This is a genomic window from Paenibacillus sp. Z6-24, assembly GCF_054161335.1.
Genome location: NZ_CP096398.1, coordinates 3,108,022 through 3,130,334 on the forward strand (window position 1 = coordinate 3,108,022; position 22,313 = coordinate 3,130,334).

Sequence of the window (22,313 nt, forward strand, 5' to 3'; positions counted from 1 at the left end):
ATTCAATCGGCTTCATGACCGACAGGCAATCAGGAATAAATGGACAGGCGCGGCATCAGACCGGTAAACCGATACAGCTGAGCTGGACGCTGGGAATACTGGTTGGAGCTGAGCGGATTGCCCTGCTCGTCGCGCACTTCTTCGATAATGCCCTTGCGGCTGCGCGTGGATGTAATCTTGCGAATAAAATTGGGTTCTTCAAAATCCGGTACTACCGCCTTGATCACCTGATACAGCTCACTAAGCGTAAACTCCGGCGGCAGAAACTTCTTGGCAATTACTGTACTCAGCATCTGCTCCTGGATCCGGTGATATGCATCATGGATAATATCACGATGGTCAAAGCCCAGTTCCAGCTGCTCCAGTGCTTCTTCGATCGTAAACAGTCCTACTTCTTCCGCATCGTCGGCCGCCTGGCGCTTTTCCAGTATTTCCTCTTCCACGAGTGCAAAAAAAGCATGCGAGATAATCCAGCCTCGCGGATCACGTCCCGGCTTGCTGTAGACTCCCAGGTACTCCAGGTGGCGTGCATCCGCGTCGACCCCGGTCTCTTCCTTCAGTTCACGTTGAGCAGCTTCGAACAGAGATTCATTGTCCCTGGAAAATCCGCCCGGCAGCGCCCACTTACCGGCAAAGGGCCAGGAGCGGCGCCGGATCAGCATGACCTTCAGTTCACGCAGTGGAAGCGTCTTGGTAAATGTTTTCCGTTCTTTTTTTGTCAGTGTAAACATAACAATATCGGCAGGCGCTCCATCCGGTGTACGGTACTTTTTGACATCGTACATATGCTGCTTACTGTTATCGGTCATTTTCATCACCACTGTTCATTTTATCTTTTTGATAATATCATTATGACTCATTGTAGAAAGCAGGTCAATGTTTATTTGGCGCCTTCCCGTTTACTTTTGCCGTGTCGCAATAAATGTAGCCGTAGCGATCGCGCCGGTTACACCGTTACCATCCTTGACCTCTGCCTGCAGGGTCACTGTCCGACCCGCATGGTGAATCACACGTGCTTCCGCCAGCAGTTCGCCTTTAGTCATCGCCTGTACAAAATGTGTATTCATATTCGTTGTGACACATGGCTGCCCATTCTGCAGAGCCATGGACATCATCCCCATCGCCTGGTCCATCATCGACATCAGTACGCCTCCATGCACGATATGCATATGATTCAGGTGACGTGAAGTTGCAGTCAATCCGATTGTGATATGATCCAGTTCACTTTTGATCAGGCGGCAGCCGAGCAACCCCCAGTACATCTTTTCACTTGCTTTTAATACTTCATCCCATTGTGTCATCGGGCGTTCCTCCTGTTGGTTCCATTATGATTTTATCAACGCCCCATTTATTGAAGCTGATAGAAATGTACTCCACTGCCTTACAGCAGCTTTCTTATAGAAAAATGTCTTTCATGTTACAATAACAATCCCATTTGAATCAAATCCACATACTTATTGTCTACCAACAATGCATTTTTTTGAATCCCTTCGATCCGGAATCCCAGCGAACGATACAAATGGATACCCCTGTTATTGGCAGATTGTACGGTCAGCTCAATCCGGTGCAGTTCACGGTCCTGTGCCCACTGCAGCATCGTATGGAACAGACGCCGGCCAATTCCCCGGTTCGCATATTCCTGCAGCACCCCTACCACGATATAGGCACTATGCCGATTGCGAGATACTTTGCCTCCCATCACTTCCAGGTAGCCGATAATCTGCCCGTCCTGCTCTGCCAGAAAAATATTGGAGTTAGCACTGCGCAGCGCATAGCGGATCATATCCCTCTGCTCCGCCTCGTTCATCGTGCGTTCGCCCGGTTCGAGCAGCATATAGCTGGTCTGCTCATCCAGCCGCTTCTTCATTCGCAACAGCGGACCGGCATCACGAATCTGGGCGATACGAATCGATACACTCGCATGAAAATGAGATAGTGCCACCGGCTTGCGACGGCGAACACTATCCAGCCATACCCGTTCCAATAATACCCGGTCCCGGCTACGGATGCCATGTTCCATCTGAAGCTCCAGCTCCGGCCCGGTAAAATAATCACACTCCACCGCGGTCAGACGGAATCCATGCTTCTGATAAAAGGCAAGTGCGCCTACACTGGAACTTCGTACGCCTACAGTTACTTTACTGGCACCTAGGGCTCTCAGGCTGTCCAGCACTTCAGTCAGCAGCTGACTGCCGATTCCCTGAGCGGTATACTCGGATAGTACCGCCATATTCATAATCTCCCACTCTTCCTGACTTCGCTGGAGCACTCCACATATACCCACCGAACGGTTCTCATACTCCGCCAGCCACCAGCGGCAGTGATCGGCATAGAGCTCTACGGACATACGATCCGGATCACTTATCAAAAGAAGAGCCAGCGGCAAAGCTTCATCGGCCTGCCGAAAACGAATGGACAATACGCTGCTGCTGTCGTTGGATGATTCCATAATAAGGTCACTTCTTTCTCCATAATGAGATATACCGCTTACCGATGGATCTGCCATTCCTGCCTGATGTGATTGCAGACTACGAAGAAAAAGACGCGGGATCAGGCTCCGCGTCTCAGGTAGTGTATTAATCGCCGCATGACGAAGGAGGTGAATCTTTGCCGCTCTCGACATTAATTTTCTCGGATACGGTATCATAGATTGCGGAGACTACCATTTGCAGCAGATCATTAATTTCCACCTGTGTCTCCTGGTAATCGGATATGAGTGGAATATCATCCATTTCCTGCTGCAGCGCATCTATTTCCGCTTCGATCTTGGCAACCATTTTTTCGTTGCGTAGCGATTCAAAAGCTACAATTTCCTTTTGTTTTTTCTTGATTGTTTTGATCAGGTTCTGTACTCGTTCATGGGACTGGATCATCCGCTCCGCTTTTTGGAAATGAACGACCTCTTCACTTCCGCCAATCAGTGCTGATAACTCACGTGTTTTTGCGATAATATCTTCACGGATATAGAGACCTGAGGTGTCCATACCGGGTATATTCGAGACAGCTGAATCCTGTTCATGATGACGTTCGTGTTCCATTGGTTCACGTCTCCTTTCCTGCCTGTCGATCAGCCAATGGCTGCAGGCTCGGCGACTAGCTCGCCTTTAATATAAAACGATTTGGAATCGGTAATCTGCACATGCACAAACTCGCCAATCAGATCCTCTGAACCTTCAAAGTGAACAAGCTTGTTGGTACGGGTACGTCCTGCCAGCACCTGGTCATTATTTTTGCTGGCGCCTTCGACGAGAACTTCAACGATCTGTCCCAGGAACTTCTCACTGCCAATGCGGCTGTATTCCTTGATCGTGGCGTTTAGACGCTGCAGGCGCTGCTTTTTCACTTCCATCGGTACGTTGTCTTCCATACCGGCAGCTGGCGTACCTTCCCGTGGAGAATAAATAAAGGTATAGGCCGAGTCAAATCCCACTTCACGTACGAGAGATAATGTTTCCTCGAACTGCTCTTCCGTTTCTCCTGGGAAACCAACAATAATATCGGTTGTCAGCACTGCATTTGGAATAGAGGTATAGATTTTGTCTGCCAGTTCAAGATAGCGTTCCCGTGTATATTTGCGGCTCATCTTCTTGAGCACTTCCGTACTGCCCGATTGGACCGGCAGATGAATATGCTCTACCAGATTGCCGCCTTTTGCCAATACTTCGATCAGACGGTCATCAAAATCGCGCGGGTGTGAAGTGGTAAACCGCACACGCGGGATATCGATTTTGGAAATGTCCTCCATCAGATCGCCAAACGTATAATTCATGCCTTCCAGATCTTTGCCATAGGCATTTACATTCTGGCCCAGCAGTGTAATTTCCTTGAAGCCCTGACGCGCCAATTCACGCACTTCTGCGATAACATCCTGAGGCAGACGGCTGCGTTCCTTGCCGCGGGTATAGGGAACGATACAGTACGTACAGAATTTGTCGCAGCCATACATAATATTTACCCAGCCGCGCATGCCCTGACGTTTTTTCGGCAGATTCTCGACGATATCGCCTTCTTTGGACCAGACTTCGACGACCATTTCCTTGCTGAACAGGGCTCCCTGTACCAGCTGCGGCAGACGGTGAATATTATGCGTACCGAAAATCATATCGACAAAGTTATGCTTCTGCATAATCCGGTTGACGACGCCTTCTTCCTGCGCCATGCACCCGCATACCCCCAGCAGCAAGCCCGGACGCTCCAGCTTGAGAGTTTTGAGATGACCTAGTTCGCCAAATACACGATCTTCCGCATTTTCACGAATCGCACAGGTATTAAGCAGAATAATATCCGCTTCTTCCCGGCTCTCGGTCGCCTGGTAGCCCATTTGCTCCAGCATCCCTTTGATCGTCTCCGAATCATGCTCATTCATCTGGCAGCCGAACGTATAGACCAGATAATGCTTGCCCAGACCGATCTGACGCAGCTCTTCCGGAATGGCATTTTCATACATGACCATCGTTTCCTGCTTGCCGCGCTTTTTCTCTTCCCGCTGGTTTGGCTCGGACACAATATGAATATCGCGTCCACGAATACGAATTTTTTTGCCGTTTTCATCTTCCGAGATGACTTTGGCGTCAGAGAAATCGAAATATTTGGAATAGTCTTTTGTTTCTTTTGACATGCTATGCTGTCACTCCCCCACCATAAACATTTCCTGAATGTACCGGCTGGAGACGGACTGCCCTAGTATCAGTAATTCCGCTCCGCCTGATCTATATCAAGGATGTTGATTGATCGTTATAGACATGAACAAAAAAGCACCATCTGTAATTATAGCATGGCCCTATCATTATAAAAAGCAAGGAATCGTTTGCAAAAAGCAGACTCTCTATGAGCGGAGTGAGAAAACATTTTGCCCTAATACACGCCATTTCCGACAGCAATGCGGATTCTGGGAGACTTGTCCGGATCTATACTCGTTAACACACGCAGCAGATTAGATTCGGACATGGCAATACAGCCTTCTGTCGGTTTGTTCGCCCCGCGCCAGATATGCATGAAGATCGCGCTTCCTCTGCCCCGAATCACCGGATTGTTGTTATAGTTGATAACCATTGCATGTTTGTACAATGGATGATTAAGCCGTTCAAAGGAAGTCCAGCGATTAGCAGGATCCCCTTCATAAGCGACCCAGCTGTTATAATCCGGCGACTGCGGCATATCTACCCAGTAATCGTCGGCGTCGGCAGTCCGGTAATCGGTTTTCAACCCGGCCGGTGGCATCATACTGCTGCCAAATGCCGTGCCGAGTGTGTAGGTGCCGATCGGTGTTTTGCCGTCTCCTTCTTTTGTTTTGCCCAGTCCGTTTTTGCCGAATACGATCGGAACAGGCCCCAGCTGACGCTGCCAGCCACTTTGCTGCCTCTCATATACATACAGACTGCCTGTGGTGGAATGCTGATTACTGGCGGCAGCAATAATTATCTGCTCACTGTGCAGCTGATCCAATTTTTTGGATAATTTCGCTTCATTCAGAGGTATCGCTGCCTCAGCCTGCCCGGAGACGGGCATGTAGCTCATCAGAAGACAGATCAGCAGTGTCACATTGAGGCGATAATTCATTATGAAGACCTCCTCGCGATTAAGTCTGGCAATAATAGTAATTGGTGTCATTATAGCAGTTCAAAACGTTGATTCAAAGCATTCTCATACACGGAGCTTCAGCTGGTATTTGCTCAAATAAAAAAGCCGGAACAGGGTGGGACCCAATAAAATGAAGGTAAATACCATGTCCATTTCATTTGGTTCCCATAACCTGTTTCGGCTTTGTTGTAATTGGATCTATAACGGATACACTACCTGCAGCAGCATTCTATTCATACGATAGACCTTCATCCGTATTAGCATTCGTTTACTGCACTTGGTTATTCCGGTGATAATCGATTTAGTCGATGATCTCTGCAGAGTCGCCAGTACGTGCTCCTGCCGCATTTGCTTCATCGGTGTCAATATGCATATCCAGTGCAAAAGAATCGGATACACGGGCTACTACGTTCTCCAGAACCATACCGCGCTCGCCGGACAGACGAACTTTCAGTTTGTCCTGATCTTTGATGCCCCATTTCTCGGCATCGGATGTATGGAAATGGATGTGACGGGCAGCAACGATAACGCCTTCCTGTACTTCCACTTCACCAGCTGGTCCTTTGATCAGGATGCCTGGTGTTCCTTCGATATTGCCGGACTCACGAACCGGTGCTTTTACGCCAATCGCAAAAGAGTCAGTCATGGAGATTTCCAGCTGAGTTGCCGAACGTGCAGGACCCAGAATACGAACTTTAGGGAAAGAACCTTTGGAACCCACCACTTCAACCGTTTCGTTAGAAGCAAATTGTCCAGGTTGGGACAGTGCTTTCATTTCAGTCAGCTGGTAGCCAGCTCCGAACAGAATTTCCACATGCTCTTGGGACAGGTGAATATGACGCGCAGATACACCTACAGGTACGATTTTACTCATTTACAATTCACTCCTTGGTTAATTTGCATTTGTGCTTTGTAACAAAATACACGTACATTGGCATTTGTAAAATGCACACGAATCCATTATACATCGTTTGCTATGAAAATGAAAACCGACTCAGCAAAAAGACCCGGTGCTTTCATGAAAAGCAGCCGGGTCCGTAGCATACTGAAATATGCATTCACCCTGCAGGTGCTCATATCCAGAAATAGTATCCATTCGTTTATCTAGGTTCTACAATCAGTTTCATGGCTGTACGGTCTTCTCCATCAATCACAATATCGGTAAAGGCCGGAATGCAGATCAGATCCACTCCGCTTGGTGCGACAAATCCCCGGGCAATGGCTACAGCTTTGATGGCTTGGTTCAATGCACCCGCTCCGATAGCTTGAAGCTCTGCAGCGCCGCGTTCACGCAACACTCCTGCCAGGGCTCCTGCGACTGAATTCGGGTTGGATTTTGCTGACACTTTTAATACTTCCATGATAAGTACCTCCCCTAGGAATGAATGATGGCTTAGCTTCAAAATGATCGAGATTGCGTCTAGTTAGTATTCGAGGATATGCTTCAATTTCCTTCTTTTTAAAACAAGCATTTCTGGATAGGAGCGAACCTTTTCAGGAAGCGTTTCTTAATCCATATGCCATTCGTCTTCATACATGCGAATTTTCTCGATACGCTTGGCACGGCCGGTCTGATCATCGATTTCGACAAAGACGCCATGGAAATGCCATTTGCCTTCACATACCTGGAAACGAGCCGGCAGCTGCGTCTGGAATTTATACAGTACTGCTTCCTTTTCCATTCCCAGTACGCCCTGATAGGAACCGACCATACCCACATCTGTCTGATAAGCCGTTCCGCCCGGCAGGATGGTGTCATCATTACTCTGTACATGAGTATGCGTACCAACGACCATTGAAGCTCTACCTTCCAGATGCCAGCCCATCGCGATCTTCTCGGATGTAGCTTCCGCATGAAAATCAACCAGAATCGCATTGGTTTTTCCTTTTAAGTCTTCCATGATCTCATCCACTTTGCGGAATGGACAATCAATCGCCGGCAGGAATGTACGCCCCTGCAGATTCACAATCGCCAGCTGCTTGCTGCCAGCTTTGATAATGGTGTATCCACGACCGGGTGTATCCGGTGGAAAGTTAGCCGGACGAACCAGGCGAGGTTCATCATCAATGAATTCGAAAATTTCCCTATTATCCCATGTATGATTTCCCATTGTAATACCATGAATTCCCTGTGCAAATAATTCATTGGCGATTTTACGGGTTAATCCACGTCCGGATGCAGAGTTTTCCGCATTCGCAATAATGATATCCGGCGTATACTTTGATTTTAACCGAGGAAGACTCTCTTTAATCGCTTTACGTCCGGTACTGCCAACAATATCTCCAATAAAAATAACTTTAATGATAATTCCTCCGTCCATTAACGCAAAAAGTGACCCGTGTACAGGTCACTTTTCGCATCACTCTTTATTTTGCGTAGTCAACCGCCCGTGTCTCACGGATTACAGTGACTTTGATATGTCCTGGATAATCCAGTTCATTTTCAATCGTCTTGGTAATATCACGAGCTAAACGGAAGCTTTCCGCGTCGTCAATCTTATCCGGCTGTACCATAACGCGAATTTCGCGTCCGGCCTGAATCGCATAGGATTTTTCGACTCCGTCGAAAGACTCGGAGATTTCTTCGAGTTTTTCCAGACGACGGATGTAAGTCTCCAATGTCTCGCGGCGTGCTCCCGGTCTTGCGGCAGACAGTGCATCTGCTGCGCCGACGAGCATCGCAATGATCGAAGTCGCTTCCGTGTCGCCGTGGTGAGAAGCAATACTGTTGATAACGACAGGGTGCTCTTTGTATTTCTTGGCCAGTTCCACACCGATCTCGACGTGGGAACCTTCCACTTCATGATCCAATGCTTTACCGATATCATGCAACAGACCTGCACGCTTGGCCAGCGTAATATCCTGACCAAGTTCGGCTGCCATCAGACCGGTCAGATAAGCCACTTCCATGGAGTGCTTGAGTACATTCTGACCATAACTTGTACGGAACTTGAGGCGTCCCAGAATTTTGATCAGATCCGGATGCAATCCGTGTACACCCACTTCAAAGGTCGACTGCTCTCCGTATTCACGGATACGCTCGTCTACCTCACGGCGCGCTTTATCTACCATTTCCTCGATACGTGCCGGGTGAATACGTCCATCAGCCACTAATTTTTCCAGTGCAGTACGGGCGATTTCGCGGCGAATAGGATCAAAACCGGATAGAATGACTGCTTCCGGCGTGTCGTCGATAATCAGGTCGATACCTGTTAGCGTCTCCAGCGCACGGATGTTACGTCCTTCACGTCCGATGATTCTACCCTTCATTTCTTCATTAGGCAAGGTGACTACAGAAACGGTAGTCTCCGCTACATGATCAGCTGCACAACGCTGGATAGCGAGTGTGATGATTTCACGAGAGCGTTTGTCCGCTTCATTTTTAGCCTGTTGTTCAATATCCTTGATCATTTGCGCGGTTTCATGGCGCACTTCCTGTTCTACATTGCTCAGGATGATGCTCCGTGCATCTTCCATGGTCAGATTGGAGATTCGCTCCAGTTCCGACACCTGACTCGTGTAGAGTTGTTCGATTTGCTGCTGTGTCTCTTCGATACGTTTCTCTTTGTTGGCCACTTGTTCTTCTTTGCGTTCCAGTGATTCCAGCTTTTTATCCAGCGACTCTTCTTTTTGCAACAATCGTCGTTCCAGGCGTTGATTTTCATTCCGACGCTCACGAATGTCTTTTTCAGCTTCAGCTCTGAATTTGTGGATTTCGTCTTTTGCTTCCAGAACTGTTTCTTTTTTCAGTGCTTCTGCTTCTTTCTTCGCATTCTCTACGATCTGCGCAGCAGCAGTCTCAGCACTGGAAATTTTAGCTTCTGCAAGAGATTTGCGAATAAAATATCCGATCCCGAACCCAAAGAATAATGCGGCAACAACGAGAATTATGACCCAGAGATAACCCATTCTGTTCACCTCCTCGCTGATTCCTCCAAGGTATTCCTTGGGAATTACCATTTTTGATGGGTAATGCAATGCTTCATCCCTTTAAATACGTACATTGCTCATGCGGGTACATGTGCCAATTCCCTCTTCAAGGGAGATAAAACATCTTAATTATTCATACAATCATTGTTACAATAAGCATTATCTACCTCATTCATTATAAATACAACTTAAAAATGACGTAAAAATGACAAACTGTATACATCCATTTTATTATTTGCCAAAAGACATTGTCAAGCAATTGACAGCTCTCTCTTTAGCTGTCTGCTGTGGAAGCAATACAATTCACACATATAGGTATTCTGAAATATGACAATACGCTAACCTGGAGTTACTCTTATCCCGGTCAGCGCCTGACTTTTTCATTTTTTATTTTATGGCAGAACCATACACCATTTTATTATATATCTTCTTCCTCGTGCTCTTCATTTTGTGCAGCAGCCAGCGCTTTACGCACCAGATCGGAAGAATATCCACGCCGCATCAGAAAAGCCATCGTTTTTCTTTTTTTGTCCATCATATTCCCCGATGTACTTTTCCATTTTTTCTGAGCCAACTGGACAGCACCGGCCAGCTCTTCATCTTCGTCGATGTTACCCAGTGCCTCTTCAATGTGCTGGGCCTCGACACCTTTCTGGCGAAGCTCCTGTCGAATCCATACTTTCCCCTTTTTCTGACTCTTTACACGTTGACTGGCCCACTGCTGCGCATATACACCATCATCGATCAGCTTCTCCTGTTCCAGCCGTTCCAGCGTAACTTCGATCACATGTGGATGAAACTCTTTTTCACGCAGCTTGCGCATAATCTCGGTACGTGTACGCGAACGAAAGCTGAGCAGGTTAATAGAGGAAGCATACGCGGATTGACGCTCATTGGCCTCCATGATCTCTTCCAGTTCTTCCTTGGTAAATGAAGAACCCTTCAGCATGCGGTACTTGATCATGACATCTTCGTGTACTCTCAGTTTGAGTTCGCCAAAATACAGCCGGTAATGATAACGTGGACGAGTCAGCTGCTCAACTTCACTAATCTCAAGCGGCTCATCAGAAGGGAAATCATCCAGCTGTCCGGCTTTCTCATCCAGTTCTTCTTCAAGATCAAAATCTTCCTCATGGGACGAATTTGTTTTATTATTCGGTTTGCGATATGAGCGGAATCGGTTCATAGGTTCTCCTTTATAATTCAAACTTTATTGATGCTTTTATGATAAAGAAAAAGCGCCGGCACGTATTCTCACGTTCCAGGCGCTTTTTGAATGTCTGTATAAGGCCAAATTATTCGGTTGCTTCTGAGAATAACTCTTGCTCTTCTTGTTCTTCTTTCTTTTTGTCTTCTGCTGTAGGACCTTCTACAAGTGTAGTCAGGTTGCTCAGCTCACGAATTTTGTTTTCGATAACTGTAGCGATCTGGGTATTTTCTTTGAGGAATTGTTTTGCATTCTCTCTACCCTGACCCATACGTTCGCCTTCGTATGAATACCAAGCACCACTTTTATTAATGATATCCTTTTCAGTAGCGATATCGATCAAGCTACCTTCTCTGGAGATACCTTCACCATACATGATGTCGATCTCGGCTTGTTTGAAAGGAGGCGCTACTTTGTTTTTAACCACTTTAATACGGGTACGGTTACCTACTACATCATTACCATTTTTGATGGCTTCAATACGACGTACATCCAGACGTACTGTGGAGTAGAATTTTAGTGCGCGTCCACCAGGAGTTGTCTCCGGGTTACCGAACATAACACCGACTTTTTCACGAAGCTGGTTAATGAAGATCGTGATAGTTTTGGATTTGCTGATCGCACCGGAAAGTTTACGCAGCGCCTGAGACATCAGACGTGCTTGCAGACCTACGTGAGAATCACCCATTTCACCCTCGATCTCTGCTTTTGGTACCAGGGCAGCTACGGAGTCAATAACGATGATATCGACCGCGCCACTACGTACCAATGCTTCGGCGATTTCCAGACCTTGTTCGCCTGTGTCCGGCTGAGACAGCAGCAGTTCATCGATGTTAACGCCCAAATTTTTCGCATATTGAGGGTCCAAAGCATGCTCAGCATCGATAAATGCTGCTTGTCCGCCTGCTTTTTGAACTTCCGCAATCGCGTGCAGAGCTACAGTAGTTTTACCTGAAGATTCAGGTCCATATATTTCAATGATACGACCTCTTGGCATACCGCCTGTTCCCAGAGCAATATCCAGAGCAATCGATCCACTAGGTATAACTTCAACTTGCATATGCGTGGATTCTCCCAATTTCATAACGGAACCCTTACCGAATTGTTTCTCTATTTGACGAAGCGCCATATCCAGCGCAGCACGACGATCTGACAATCAGCTCACATCCTTCTCAATGTTTATAGTCTAATTATACTCCATTTTTCAACTTTTGCCAAGCTTTTTTCGAACATATATTCGTCTTTTTGCATGCCTCCAATCGAACGTTACCAATATTTGTAAATTTAATTCACGCTACAAATTCACCTGTTTTGGCGGTTCTTCCTGCTCTAAAATGAAAAAAACCGCAGCAATCTGATTGCTGCGGTTCTTCCGTCTGACCTGATCATAACATATCGCAATATCCATTCGCAACTATTGATCAACAGTAATGTGATTGTTCATTTGCGGCTGCTCATTGCTTGTCTGGCAAGCTTTTATATTTATTCCGATTGCTGCTGCTTTTCGACCAGCTGCTCGTTCTGAAGCTCCTTAAGGCGCAGCCAGAGGCGATACATGATGTTCTTAGCGGAACGAATGCGGATCGCTTCGCGGTTTCCTTTTAGATTCAGCTTGAATACTTCGGTTGGACGATTACGCTCGGCGAGCCCGATATAGACAAGACCAACCGGCTTGCGCTCGGAAGCACCCGGTCCGGCTACTCCAGTTACAGATACGGCAAAATCTGTATCCAGCAGTTTGCGCGCTTCATCAGCCATGACTTCTGCCACTTCCTCGCTAACTGCACCTGGAGCGTTCTCACCTTCCAGCATCTCATGAGGTACATTAAGCAGCTTCTCCTTCATCTCGTTGGAGTAGCTGACTACCCCGCCCATAAAGACAAGCGCACTGCCTGGAATACGTGTCAGATTTTCCATGATGAGACCGCCGGTACAGCTCTCGGCTGCAGCCAGGCTGAGTCCCATACCGGTCATCATCAGCAAAATTTGTTCTTCAATGGTAATGTTCTGGTCTGCATACATATGATCTGGCAGCCGCTTACGAATCTCGGCTTCCATATTTTTAAGTTTTACATTCGCTTCTTTTTCCGAATCGGCCTTGGTAGTAAGACGAATCGTCACTTCGCCTTCTTTGGCATAAGGAGCAATCGTCGGGTCTGTCTGGGCACTGATTAGATCCAGCAGCGCATCTTCCAGTGCAGACTCGCCGATCCCGGCAAACTTGAGCATTTTGGAATAAATCGGCTGTTCCTCGGATAGCACGTTTTTGGCCAGCCATGGTTTGGCCTGGCTCTCGAACATTGCCTGCAACTCTTTCGGTGGGCCAGGCAGTACAATATAATGTTTGTCGTCCTGCGATACCGCAATACCGACTGCCAGTCCCACTTCGTTATCCAGTGGTTCGCTGCCTTCCAGAATAATGGCCTGACGACGATTGTTTTCCGTCATTGGTTTATCGCGGCCTTCAAAAAAGGATTCCACTTTTTTCATCGCTTCTGGGTAAATATGCTGTGAACGGCCAAGCACTTCTCCAAGCGCATCCTTGGTCAGATCGTCCTGTGTCGGGCCAATTCCTCCTGAGAACAGAATGACATCTGCTCGGCTGCTCGCCAGTTCAATAGCCTGCTTCAACCGGTTAAGATTATCGCCTACGACGGTCTGGTAATATACATCAATGCCGAGGTAGGACAACTGCTGTGACAAGTAGCGTGCATTGGTATTGGTAATCTGTCCGAGCAGCAGCTCTGTACCTACCGCTATAATTTCCGCTTTTACTGATTTCATCGATTTGTCTCCCCCTCGTTTATCGTACGCAGCGTTATTTGTTAGGTCTAATCCTTTGGTTCACTTTACTGTCTGTTTGTACGGTGTATAGGTTTATCCAGACTAGAGAGCTTTATCCACAGAAAACGGCAATAGAGAATTCCCTATTGCCGCTTTACATATATCACCCATTTGTTACATATAGAAACATCGTTTATGAATTGGACAGGTGAATCAGGTGTTTGTTTTTGACAAAGTAATCCACGCCTGAATACAGCGTAATCAGTGTAGCCGCCCAGATCGCAATCTGGTCAAAAGGAATTCCCAGCAGCGCAAATGGGAAATTGTTGATCATCAGCGCCACGATCGCAATAATCTGGGTGATCGTTTTGGCTTTGCCCCAATTGCTGGCTGCTACTACGGCTCCTTCCAGCAATGCAATCTGCCTCAGGCCCGTAATCGCAAATTCCCGGAAAATGATAATGATCGCCATCCAGGCTGCACATTTATCGAGGGACACCAGCGATATAAGAGCAGCGGATACAAGCAGCTTATCCGCCAGAGGATCCAGCAGCTTGCCAAGGTTGGTTACCAGATTACGGCTTCGCGCAATATGTCCATCAATTCCGTCTGTGCTCGCAGCGATAATAAAGATCAGTGCAGCAATGAGATCGTTATAACTTACCTGAAACGTGCTTCCGATCCGGAATAATTTCTCCCCAAATGGAAAATCAACGAGAAGAAACAGCATCATGACCGGTACCAGACAGATTCGGGCAAGCGTTATGCGATTCGGCAGGTTCACAGAGCACCTCCTATACGGATTGCAGTCTGGATATTCAGCGGCTGATATGTAACTGCACCTGAGCCTATCTTGTTTTTCATATAACTTGCAGCCTCCATCAGCTCTGTAACCATCGGTTACATGCCACTTTATTTCATGTTCGTAAATTGCAGATCCAACGGCAGGTCCGCCTTGCGCAGTAGCTGAATCACAGCCTGCAGATCATCTCTGCTCTTGCCGGTTACACGCAGCTGATCTCCCTGAATCTGGCTCTTTACTTTGAGTTTGGAGTCGCGAATAAGGATATTGATCTTTCTGGCATTATCCTGGTCAATGCCCTGCTTCAGCTTGAGACGCTGGCGCACAGTACCCAGAGAAGCGGATTCGATTGATCCATATTCAATATTTTTAACGGGCAGTCCCCGCTTTACCATTTTGGCCTGCAAAATCTCGATTAGTGCACCCAGTTTGTAATCATCGTCGGAGACAAGGACGAGTGTGTCCTTTTCCAGAGTCAATTTACTTTTGCTGCCCTTGAAATCATAACGACTCGCCAATTCCTTTTCCGTCTGATGAATAGCATTGGTCATTTCTTGCATGTCCAGTTTGGATACGATATCAAATGAACTTTCTGAAGCCATTCTGTCTCCCCCTCTTTATCCATATAAATTATAGGCCATATTATACGGCAAGTCTAATTCTTGTCATAGCAATCAATGTAAAAGCACTGCCTGAACAGTATTAAACCATTTGGCTCTTTTCCTATCTGTTTGGACCATTTCTACCCGGTCATTGCATGGGAAAAGGATATCCGCTGTTCCCGTAACAGAACAGCAGATATCCTTTTGTGACAAAGTCAGTTGCCGTCTGTAGAAGAATCGGTCGTACCTGTGGACGTTGTACCTGTGCTATCCGTTCCTTCGATAGTTCCGGTAGTCCCAGTAGTTCCTGTACTATCTGTTCCCTCGGTAGAAGTGCCGGTTGCTGCATCTTCTTTCACCCATTTCAGTACAATTCGGGAAGTTGCCTTACCATCGGTAATGGTCTGTCCGTTGACTGTAATATTGGTTGCCGGGGAATTTCCTGATTTGATAAACAATCCGGTATCTGTCAGATCGTAAGACAGGCTTTGACCGCTCTCGGTATTGTTATAGAAAAGGCGTTCTCCGCTTGTATCCGCAGATTTGTATACTTCCAGCCAGCTCTGCCCGGTAGCTGCAATATTTACTTTTAGAGGTGTAGTACCCGTGTAATTAACGTTGAAAATGGTATTACGACCTTCTTTGCCCGCTTCCGTAATTACCGGATTAGCCGATGTGTCAGTCGCTGTACCTTCTACAGTCTCAGTACCTGTCTCTGTACCATCAGTCGATTCCGTACCTCCAGGTGTCTGCTCAGTGCCTGTTCCGGAAGGCTGTTGCTCGGTTCCGGTAGAGTCACTTGGCTGCTGCTGACCTGTATTTTGGGTAGGCGGTGTTGTCGTGCTCGGTGGCGTGGTGCTTTGCTGTTGTTTTGGTGGAGTCGTATTATCGGCAATATCCGGAGCTCCATTTTTGTTGTTAATAACAAAAATCCATACCAGCACAATGATCAGGATGGGGAATGTCCACATCAGTACAGTCGACAGCCATTTACCGCTGCGGCCTGTTGAAGCCGTACGTCTGGCTGATCTGCGCTGCTGCACGACAGGCTCCATCACCGGTTCCGGTTCTGCCTCCGGTACTGCATCCTGGTGCTCCTGCAATAATTCGTCCGCGTTTAACCCGACGGCTTCCGCGTAGGTCTTGATAAAAGCCCGTACATAGAAACTGCCCGGGAGCACCTTGAAATCACCCGCTTCGATGGCTTCCAAGTAGCGTTTGCGTATTTTTGTCATTTCCTGTACATCATCGAGCGATAAACCTTTAGCAAGGCGGGCGTCTCTTAATTGGCGACCCAGATCTGACATACTATTACCTCCTGATTAGATTGTTTTATAACTATTAAATATCGTCCGTATAACTCTCGGTGAATTTATCATAGACGATCTCTTCATCCGGATTGTTACGCAGTTCAATAATAATATCAAAATCGCTGTAGTCATAATCCGACTCTCTGACGAAAATATCGGGATGCTCAATAACCTTGGTACTTTGCATCTGCATAATATTTTGCAGCAGCTCATGGTGACGTTCATTCGAACGAATCGTACTGACAATGCCATCAATAATAAATACATTGGCATCGTTCATCTCTTCCTCGGACAGCTGGCTGCGCACCGTCTGTCTCAGCAAAGTAGAAGATACGAATGTCCAGCGTTTCATCGCACATACACTGCCGGCAATAATCGATTCGGTTTTGCCTACTCGCGGCATTCCACGCAGACCAATAATCTGATTGCCTTCACGCTTGAATATTTCACCCAAAAAGTCGACTAGTAAACCAAGTTCTTCCCTTGTAAAGCGAAATGTCTTCTTGTCGTCGGAATCGCGCTCAATATAACGGCCATGACGAACCGCAAGAATATCAACCAGCTTGGGCTGACGCAATGCCGTGATCGTAATATTCGTTACCTTGGCCAGCATATCGCCAAGCAGTACAATTTTCTCATCATCATCCGATTCCAGCAGCATGCCTCTGGTCTTTCCTTCCACACCGTTAATGGTGCGAATATTCACATTAAGCATTCCCAGCAGAGAAGCGACGTCGCCAAGCAGGCCAGGACGGTTTTTATGTATCCTGTATTCCAAATACCATTGTTTTAATTCCACGTTCACCTCGAACCTTTCTTCCCGTTTATGTAATAAGTCTGCTCATTACATGCGGGCGATGTATATCAGATTAATAAAATCCGTGCCTATTTGATAAATGACCTTAATTTATTATAAAAAAGCAGTTGATCTGTCTGATCGCATACTGCTGTAAGTTTCAAGTCCTTAACACGTTAATGATATATAAAATGATATAGAAAGGCAAGCCGCGAAAGGTAACAACTTTGGAATGCCTGTCAGGTGCTCTGCCGGGCTTCCCTAACCATAACGCATAGAAGCCTCTATGCAATAAGATAGAAGCTTCCCTGTTATGAACCCATTAGCCGTAAATCATGCTACTTCAGATGAATCTGCTCAAGTGAGCCATCCTCCGTTGGGACTGACTATCTGTCCGGTCATATAGCTGGATTCAGGCAAAGAAAGAAAATAAACCATAGAGGCAATTTCATCCGGCTCTGCGATTCGGCCAGCCGGAATATCATCTTCCAACATCTGCAGTTCGTCCTGCTGCAGATGGGCAATCATTTCGGTACGCACCGCTCCGGGAGCAATGGCATTGACCGTCACGCCGGATGGAGCCAGTTCCTTCGCCAGCGCTTTGGTAAATGCATTCACTCCGCCTTTGCTGGCTGAGTACAGCACCTCGCAGGAGGCTCCTGTCATGCCCCATATGCTGGATACATTGATAATGCGTCCATACTGCTGGCGAATCATATACGGCATAAAAGTCTGCGAACACAGGAACACGGCTTTGAGATTGGTGGAAATCACTTCATCAAATTCCTCTTCACTCATATCAGCCAGCATCCCGTAATGGGATATCCCTGCGTTATTAACCAGAATATCCGGCTGCATACCATGCTGCTCCAGCTTTTCCTGCATTCGTCTGATATTTTCCAGACTGCGCAGATCCGAAGATATCGTAAGCACTCGGACGCCATATTCCAAGCAGTTCCGGGCTACTTCATTGGCCTGTTCATGTGAATGACGATAATGAACGACAACGTTCATACCTGCCATCGCAAATCTTCTGGCGATGGCCGCACCTATTCCCCGGCTGGCACCCGTGACGAGCACCGTCATTTCGGAAAATAGTTTGCGGTCTCCTGAACGTTCTTCACTCATGGACTGACAACCACCGATACCGCCAGCTGCTCCCAATTCATATGATCACGCAGACGCTGGTTCACATCATCCAGTGTAAGCGACTCATAGATAGACAGAATAGCAAAGAAATCACTGTCCTTGAACCGGTTACGGGTAAATTCATGTGCAATACTTTCCGGTGAATTGAGCAGGCGCAGATAATTACCGATACGCTTGCGCAGAGAACGGTCAAATGCTTCCTGACTGAATCCGGTCTCCACCACTTTGCCGATCTCTTCCTGAAGGCGCTGAACGAGCAGCTTGGGATCGCGGGTATCGCCGCCAATCATGGAATAGGCATATTCCGATGTACTTGTATAGTCATAGCCAAAATCATCCGAAATCAGATCTTCATCATACAGCTGCTGATACAGAGCCGTACTGTTGCCAAGCAGCAGATCCAGCATCAACTTGGTTGTCAGGTTTTTGCGCTGCAGCGCTTCACCAGTCAGCCCGATATCGGTCTCCTTGAATCCCATCAGAAACTTCGGCTGGGATACCGGAAGCTTAATCTCGTTCCATTTCTCGCCCACGGTTGCCGGTTCCTCGTCAAAGTAACGATTAATCTGCCCCTGAGGCTCATAATTCTTGGCTGCCTGATTGCGTCGTACCTGCTCGATCACCTGCTCCGGATTCACACCACCAACCACAAACAGCATCATATTGGACGGATGATAAAACGTATTGTAACAGGTATACAGTGTATCCTTGGTAATGCTGCTGATCGATTCAATCGTACCTGCAATATCGATACGTACCGGATGCTTTTGATACATCGCTTCGATCAGTCCGTAATATACGCGCCAGTCCGGGTTATCATTGTACATCTGGATTTCCTGCCCGATAATGCCTTTTTCCTTGTCCACATTTTCTTTGGTAAAATAAGGATTCTGTACATAATTCAGCAGGGTATCCAGATTGTCCTCGATCTGTTCGGTAGCCGAAAATAAATATACCGTCTGCTCAAAGCTCGTAAAAGCGTTGGCGGATGCCCCTTTGGCAGAGAATTTGGAGAATACATCTACGCCATCCGGCTCTTCAAACATTTTATGCTCCAGAAAATGGGCAATGCCATCCGGCACTTTGACTTCTTCCTGTCCTTCTACCTGGAAATGGTTATCTACCGAACCATAACGGGTCGCAAAGGTGGCATAGGTTTTCTGGAAGCCTTCCTTGGGAAGCACATATACTTCAAGTCCGTTATCCAATTTCTCATGAAACAGCGTTTCTTTTAAACGATCGTAGTGAATGCTTTCCATATGATTACGCCTCCTTCTGCCCTGTTAAAAAGTAAATGGTATCCAGCTGCAGTACGCTGGAAGCCGCCTGAATCTCGTCGGCTGTGATCTGCTCAATGCCTGTCAATAATTCATCTACGCTGCGCTCTTTGTCGGAGAACAGTCCGTTAAAGTCATAAGCAATCATCTGATATGCCGAATCTCTGGATTCCAGCAGGTCATTGCGAATCAATGCTTTGGTCTGTGAAATTTCCGATTCGGTAATATCGCCAGCCTGCAGATTGGATAGCTGCTGACGGATAATTTCCAGTGCCTTTTCAAAATTCTGTAATTCAATGCCTGACTGGATGGTAGTGATTCCTTTGTATGGGTCAAAGCGCGAACCGACATAATAAGCCAAACTTTCCTTTTCGCGTACATTCATGAACAGCTTGGAATGCGGGAATCCGCCCAGTACGCCATTGGCTACGAGTGCAGCTGCATAACGCTCATCGCTGTAGGTAATTGGTGTACGCAACCCCATATTCAGCTTGCCCTGACTAACAGCCATTTCTTCGACAACCTGTCTGACTTCCGGTGCTGCCGGACGAGGTACTGCCGGTGTATACATGACCGCAGCGGAGCGATTCACCTGGAAATGGCGGCCTACCAGCTGCATCACTTCATCCAGCGTCGTATCCCCTACGATATACAGATCCATACTGCTGTTGGAGAGCCACTGCTGGTACTGTTCATAGACGCTGGCACCATCCAGCTGATCCAGCACGTCCATTTTGCCAAGTGCACTCAGACGGTACGGTTCGTCCTTACACATTTCCTGAATACAACGCTCGGCAGCATAGCGAATTTTGTCATCGATCACGGCTTCCATGCGTTTTCGTACATTTTCACGTTCAGCCTGTACGTATTTTTCACGGAAACGGCCATTTTCCAGTACCGGACGTGTAACCGTTTCTCCGAGGAAAGCCAGTGTACGGGACAGCAGCGGTTCGTCCGAAGCTACAAAGGAATCGTTAATAGTATCCATACGCAGCTGAACCATCTGGTAATCGCCTTTTTTGTATACGTCAAATCCAAATCCTGCTCCATACATATTTTCCAGCGCTTCACGGAAGCTGGTCGTTTCTGGATAAGTCTCGGTCCCCCTGCGCAATATAAACGGAATCAGAGCCGTTGGTGTTACTGTATTTTCTGCAAGCGGTACGCCCATATAGAGGGAGACCGCAAATGTTTTAAAACGTGTTGTGGGCATGACATGCACACGGATTCCATTTACTTCACCGCGTTCAAATCCTGTATTATTCAACGTGAAAACCCCTTTATCGAGCGAAATTGGTGAAACTGTCATACTTACTATTTTATACTACCCGAATTGCAAGAAGCAAACCGTCTCAGCTTCTTCTTGTATCTGTTTCCCTGAGTCTTCTGTACCGGAAAGTACCTTTTCAATCTAAGACCATGGCCTGAATTTGATGGGAGATTACAAAGCTGATTTTGTTACCAAGCCTTTTTATGTTAAAATCGAGACTCTGAGATGAATAGGCCCTCATTATTACAAAATTAGTGCTCCTGGGAAATCGCACGAAACTATTTATGAAATTGCCGCGTCTATATACATAGGATAAGCAGACGAGGGAAGGCCTATCCAAATTCACAAAAAAAGGAGTTAGATGAACGACATGAAAATCAACAAAAAACCTGTGATTATCGCCACGGTGTCTGCTCTTGCTATTTCTGGAAGTATTTTTGCAAATAGCACGTATGCTTCACAGGCTACCCAACAGCTGAAGGCTGCCTATAACAATATCAAGGTTATGTACAACAGCAAGGAAGTAGCTATCGATCCTGCCTATGAACCATTTATGGTCAACGGAACTACATACATCCCACTGCGGATGATGGGTGACGCTTTTGACAAGAAAGTAACCTGGGATAATACCAACAAAATTGTAGGTGTTACGGATAATACTCCGGCTATTCCTCAGACGACTGTGGATGCCCTGAATGCACAGATTCAGAGCCTGCAGACACAGCTGACGACTGCCAATTCCCAAATTACTGCCAAAGATGCTTCTATTACCGATCTGAACAACCAGATCGCCACACTCAAAAAAGAAAATCAAAAATTGAATGATGAAATCGATGATAAGGGCGGTTCCAGCAGCACGACGATGACCCGACTGAAAAAAGACCTGAACAGCGAATATGGTGATTACAAAGGTACCGGCGCTGATATCGACCTGAGCGGCAGCTCCAGCAAAGTCAAAGTTACTATTACAGTGAATGAAAATTCCTGGAACGATACCTCTACTTCTAATCGCAATAAGCTTCTGCAGGGTATTGCTGATGAAATTAGAGACAACAGATCTTATAACAGAGCGGATGTTACAGGAAGTGTAATCAGCAAAAACTCCAAAACACTGATCACTTTCAAAACCAACAGCAGCGGTACAGTAGTGCTCGGCTCCACTGTCAATATCACTGATCTGCAAAAGCAGCTGAATGATAGCTTTGGTACTTATCAGGGAATCAAGCTGAGCATTGAGATCTCCAATGCTGATGATGAGTCCGTTGTCTTCCGTGTTTATACGAATAAATCAGACTGGAATTCACTTTCTTCCTATCAGACACGCAATGTGCTGAACAGTATTGCCAGCGACATTGACAAAGCTTACGGCAACCTGGGCTTTGACATTTATGGCTTTGTGTATGACAGCTCCAACCGCAGTTCGGTTATCCAAAGATACGAATAAGCAGCGAATCGTTGATCGGGTACCCGGTGATAGAGTGACGGGACCGATATCGAGTTGTGAATCGTTTGGAAGCCCCTTTCCATTAATGGAAAGGGGCTTTTGCTATTCATACAAAAAATCAGCCTGCCCTTAATACCGGGACAGGCTGATTGCCTATTCGCT

Annotated in this window: 21 protein-coding genes; 1 reads left to right on the forward strand and 20 read right to left on the reverse strand. The window is 46.8% G+C overall.

Annotation, left to right across the window (positions count from 1 at the left end):
- Nucleotides 1–29: 29 nt before the first annotated feature.
- From M1D61_RS13390 to yfmF, 20 genes are all read right to left on the reverse strand, one after another.
- Nucleotides 30–809 carry an NUDIX domain-containing protein gene (locus M1D61_RS13390; protein WP_458119105.1) on the reverse strand — a complete coding sequence of 260 codons (780 nt, stop codon included), beginning with the start codon at nt 807–809 and terminating at the stop codon, nt 30–32.
- A gap of 90 nt (nt 810–899) precedes the next feature.
- Complete coding sequence (locus M1D61_RS13395) at nt 900–1,301, reverse strand: PaaI family thioesterase (RefSeq protein ID WP_458119107.1); 402 nt, start codon at nt 1,299–1,301, stop codon at nt 900–902.
- A 116-nt stretch (nt 1,302–1,417) separates the two neighbouring features.
- Nucleotides 1,418–2,449 (reverse strand): GNAT family N-acetyltransferase, encoded by a 1,032-nt coding sequence (locus tag M1D61_RS13400; RefSeq protein ID WP_458119108.1) that lies wholly within the window; start codon nt 2,447–2,449, stop codon nt 1,418–1,420.
- A 127-nt stretch (nt 2,450–2,576) separates the two neighbouring features.
- Entirely contained in the window at nt 2,577–2,984 is a 408-nt protein-coding gene (locus M1D61_RS13405; protein WP_235338399.1) for a RicAFT regulatory complex protein RicA family protein, read from the reverse strand.
- Nucleotides 2,985–3,067: 83 nt separating this feature from the next.
- On the reverse strand, nt 3,068–4,618 hold the full coding sequence (gene miaB / locus M1D61_RS13410; RefSeq protein WP_046215422.1) for a tRNA (N6-isopentenyl adenosine(37)-C2)-methylthiotransferase MiaB: 1,551 nt from the start codon (nt 4,616–4,618) through the stop codon (nt 3,068–3,070).
- Between the two features lie 236 nt (nt 4,619–4,854).
- Nucleotides 4,855–5,559 (reverse strand): L,D-transpeptidase family protein, encoded by a 705-nt coding sequence (locus M1D61_RS13415; RefSeq protein ID WP_458119110.1) that lies wholly within the window; start codon nt 5,557–5,559, stop codon nt 4,855–4,857.
- A gap of 322 nt (nt 5,560–5,881) precedes the next feature.
- Nucleotides 5,882–6,454 (reverse strand): phosphate propanoyltransferase, encoded by a 573-nt coding sequence (gene pduL, locus M1D61_RS13420; protein ID WP_046215421.1) that lies wholly within the window; start codon nt 6,452–6,454, stop codon nt 5,882–5,884.
- Between the two features lie 226 nt (nt 6,455–6,680).
- Nucleotides 6,681–6,941 (reverse strand): stage V sporulation protein S, encoded by a 261-nt coding sequence (locus tag M1D61_RS13425; RefSeq protein WP_017813748.1) that lies wholly within the window; start codon nt 6,939–6,941, stop codon nt 6,681–6,683.
- A 147-nt stretch (nt 6,942–7,088) separates the two neighbouring features.
- Nucleotides 7,089–7,901, reverse strand: coding sequence for a TIGR00282 family metallophosphoesterase (locus M1D61_RS13430; RefSeq protein ID WP_046215420.1), 813 nt, complete (start codon nt 7,899–7,901; stop codon nt 7,089–7,091).
- A 46-nt stretch (nt 7,902–7,947) separates the two neighbouring features.
- Nucleotides 7,948–9,489, reverse strand: a complete 1,542-nt coding sequence (gene rny, locus M1D61_RS13435; RefSeq protein ID WP_017813746.1) for a ribonuclease Y — start codon at nt 9,487–9,489, stop codon at nt 7,948–7,950.
- Between the two features lie 439 nt (nt 9,490–9,928).
- The gene (locus M1D61_RS13440) at nt 9,929–10,696 is read right to left on the reverse strand and encodes a regulatory protein RecX (RefSeq protein WP_458119112.1); all 768 of its coding nucleotides are present in this window, start codon (nt 10,694–10,696) and stop codon (nt 9,929–9,931) included.
- A gap of 109 nt (nt 10,697–10,805) precedes the next feature.
- Nucleotides 10,806–11,873 (reverse strand): recombinase RecA, encoded by a 1,068-nt coding sequence (gene recA, locus M1D61_RS13445; RefSeq protein WP_458119113.1) that lies wholly within the window; start codon nt 11,871–11,873, stop codon nt 10,806–10,808.
- Nucleotides 11,874–12,199: 326 nt separating this feature from the next.
- Nucleotides 12,200–13,501, reverse strand: coding sequence for a competence/damage-inducible protein A (locus M1D61_RS13450; RefSeq protein ID WP_458119114.1), 1,302 nt, complete (start codon nt 13,499–13,501; stop codon nt 12,200–12,202).
- 193 nt (nt 13,502–13,694) lie between these two features.
- Complete coding sequence (pgsA, locus tag M1D61_RS13455) at nt 13,695–14,285, reverse strand: CDP-diacylglycerol--glycerol-3-phosphate 3-phosphatidyltransferase (RefSeq protein ID WP_458119116.1); 591 nt, start codon at nt 14,283–14,285, stop codon at nt 13,695–13,697.
- A gap of 128 nt (nt 14,286–14,413) precedes the next feature.
- Nucleotides 14,414–14,905, reverse strand: coding sequence for a YajQ family cyclic di-GMP-binding protein (locus M1D61_RS13460; protein ID WP_046215416.1), 492 nt, complete (start codon nt 14,903–14,905; stop codon nt 14,414–14,416).
- 215 nt (nt 14,906–15,120) lie between these two features.
- Nucleotides 15,121–16,212, reverse strand: coding sequence for a helix-turn-helix domain-containing protein (locus M1D61_RS13465; RefSeq protein WP_458119117.1), 1,092 nt, complete (start codon nt 16,210–16,212; stop codon nt 15,121–15,123).
- 34 nt (nt 16,213–16,246) lie between these two features.
- Nucleotides 16,247–17,014, reverse strand: a complete 768-nt coding sequence (locus tag M1D61_RS13470; protein WP_026136233.1) for a DUF3388 domain-containing protein — start codon at nt 17,012–17,014, stop codon at nt 16,247–16,249.
- 354 nt (nt 17,015–17,368) lie between these two features.
- Nucleotides 17,369–18,139: an elongation factor P 5-aminopentanone reductase gene (gene ymfI, locus M1D61_RS13475; RefSeq protein WP_458119118.1), complete on the reverse strand. Its 771-nt coding sequence runs from the start codon at nt 18,137–18,139 to the stop codon at nt 17,369–17,371.
- Entirely contained in the window at nt 18,136–19,419 is a 1,284-nt protein-coding gene (gene yfmH / locus M1D61_RS13480; RefSeq protein WP_458119119.1) for an EF-P 5-aminopentanol modification-associated protein YfmH, read from the reverse strand. The genes ymfI and yfmH overlap by 4 nt, the downstream gene beginning before the upstream one ends.
- A 4-nt stretch (nt 19,420–19,423) precedes the next feature.
- Nucleotides 19,424–20,704, reverse strand: coding sequence for an EF-P 5-aminopentanol modification-associated protein YfmF (gene yfmF, locus M1D61_RS13485; protein WP_458119120.1), 1,281 nt, complete (start codon nt 20,702–20,704; stop codon nt 19,424–19,426).
- A 373-nt stretch (nt 20,705–21,077) separates the two neighbouring features.
- Here yfmF and M1D61_RS13490 point away from each other — a divergent pair, with 373 nt between their 5' ends.
- Nucleotides 21,078–22,151: a stalk domain-containing protein gene (locus M1D61_RS13490; protein ID WP_458119122.1), complete on the forward strand. Its 1,074-nt coding sequence runs from the start codon at nt 21,078–21,080 to the stop codon at nt 22,149–22,151.
- Nucleotides 22,152–22,313: the final 162 nt, after the last annotated feature.

Coding starts and splice junctions, on each gene's coding strand:
- M1D61_RS13390 (WP_458119105.1), bottom strand. CDS start 809: ATGACCGATAACAGTAAGCAGCATATGTACGATGTCAAAAAGTACCGT.
- M1D61_RS13395 (WP_458119107.1), bottom strand. CDS start 1,301: ATGACACAATGGGATGAAGTATTAAAAGCAAGTGAAAAGATGTACTGG.
- M1D61_RS13400 (WP_458119108.1), bottom strand. CDS start 2,449: ATGGAATCATCCAACGACAGCAGCAGCGTATTGTCCATTCGTTTTCGG.
- M1D61_RS13405 (WP_235338399.1), bottom strand. CDS start 2,984: ATGGACACCTCAGGTCTCTATATCCGTGAAGATATTATCGCAAAAACA.
- miaB (WP_046215422.1), bottom strand. CDS start 4,618: ATGTCAAAAGAAACAAAAGACTATTCCAAATATTTCGATTTCTCTGAC.
- M1D61_RS13415 (WP_458119110.1), bottom strand. CDS start 5,559: ATGAATTATCGCCTCAATGTGACACTGCTGATCTGTCTTCTGATGAGC.
- pduL (WP_046215421.1), bottom strand. CDS start 6,454: ATGAGTAAAATCGTACCTGTAGGTGTATCTGCGCGTCATATTCACCTG.
- M1D61_RS13425 (WP_017813748.1), bottom strand. CDS start 6,941: ATGGAAGTATTAAAAGTGTCAGCAAAATCCAACCCGAATTCAGTCGCA.
- M1D61_RS13430 (WP_046215420.1), bottom strand. CDS start 7,901: ATGGACGGAGGAATTATCATTAAAGTTATTTTTATTGGAGATATTGTT.
- rny (WP_017813746.1), bottom strand. CDS start 9,489: ATGGGTTATCTCTGGGTCATAATTCTCGTTGTTGCCGCATTATTCTTT.
- M1D61_RS13440 (WP_458119112.1), bottom strand. CDS start 10,696: ATGAACCGATTCCGCTCATATCGCAAACCGAATAATAAAACAAATTCG.
- M1D61_RS13450 (WP_458119114.1), bottom strand. CDS start 13,501: ATGAAATCAGTAAAAGCGGAAATTATAGCGGTAGGTACAGAGCTGCTG.
- M1D61_RS13460 (WP_046215416.1), bottom strand. CDS start 14,905: ATGGCTTCAGAAAGTTCATTTGATATCGTATCCAAACTGGACATGCAA.
- M1D61_RS13465 (WP_458119117.1), bottom strand. CDS start 16,212: ATGTCAGATCTGGGTCGCCAATTAAGAGACGCCCGCCTTGCTAAAGGT.
- ymfI (WP_458119118.1), bottom strand. CDS start 18,139: ATGAGTGAAGAACGTTCAGGAGACCGCAAACTATTTTCCGAAATGACG.
- yfmH (WP_458119119.1), bottom strand. CDS start 19,419: ATGGAAAGCATTCACTACGATCGTTTAAAAGAAACGCTGTTTCATGAG.
- M1D61_RS13490 (WP_458119122.1), top strand. CDS start 21,078: ATGAAAATCAACAAAAAACCTGTGATTATCGCCACGGTGTCTGCTCTT.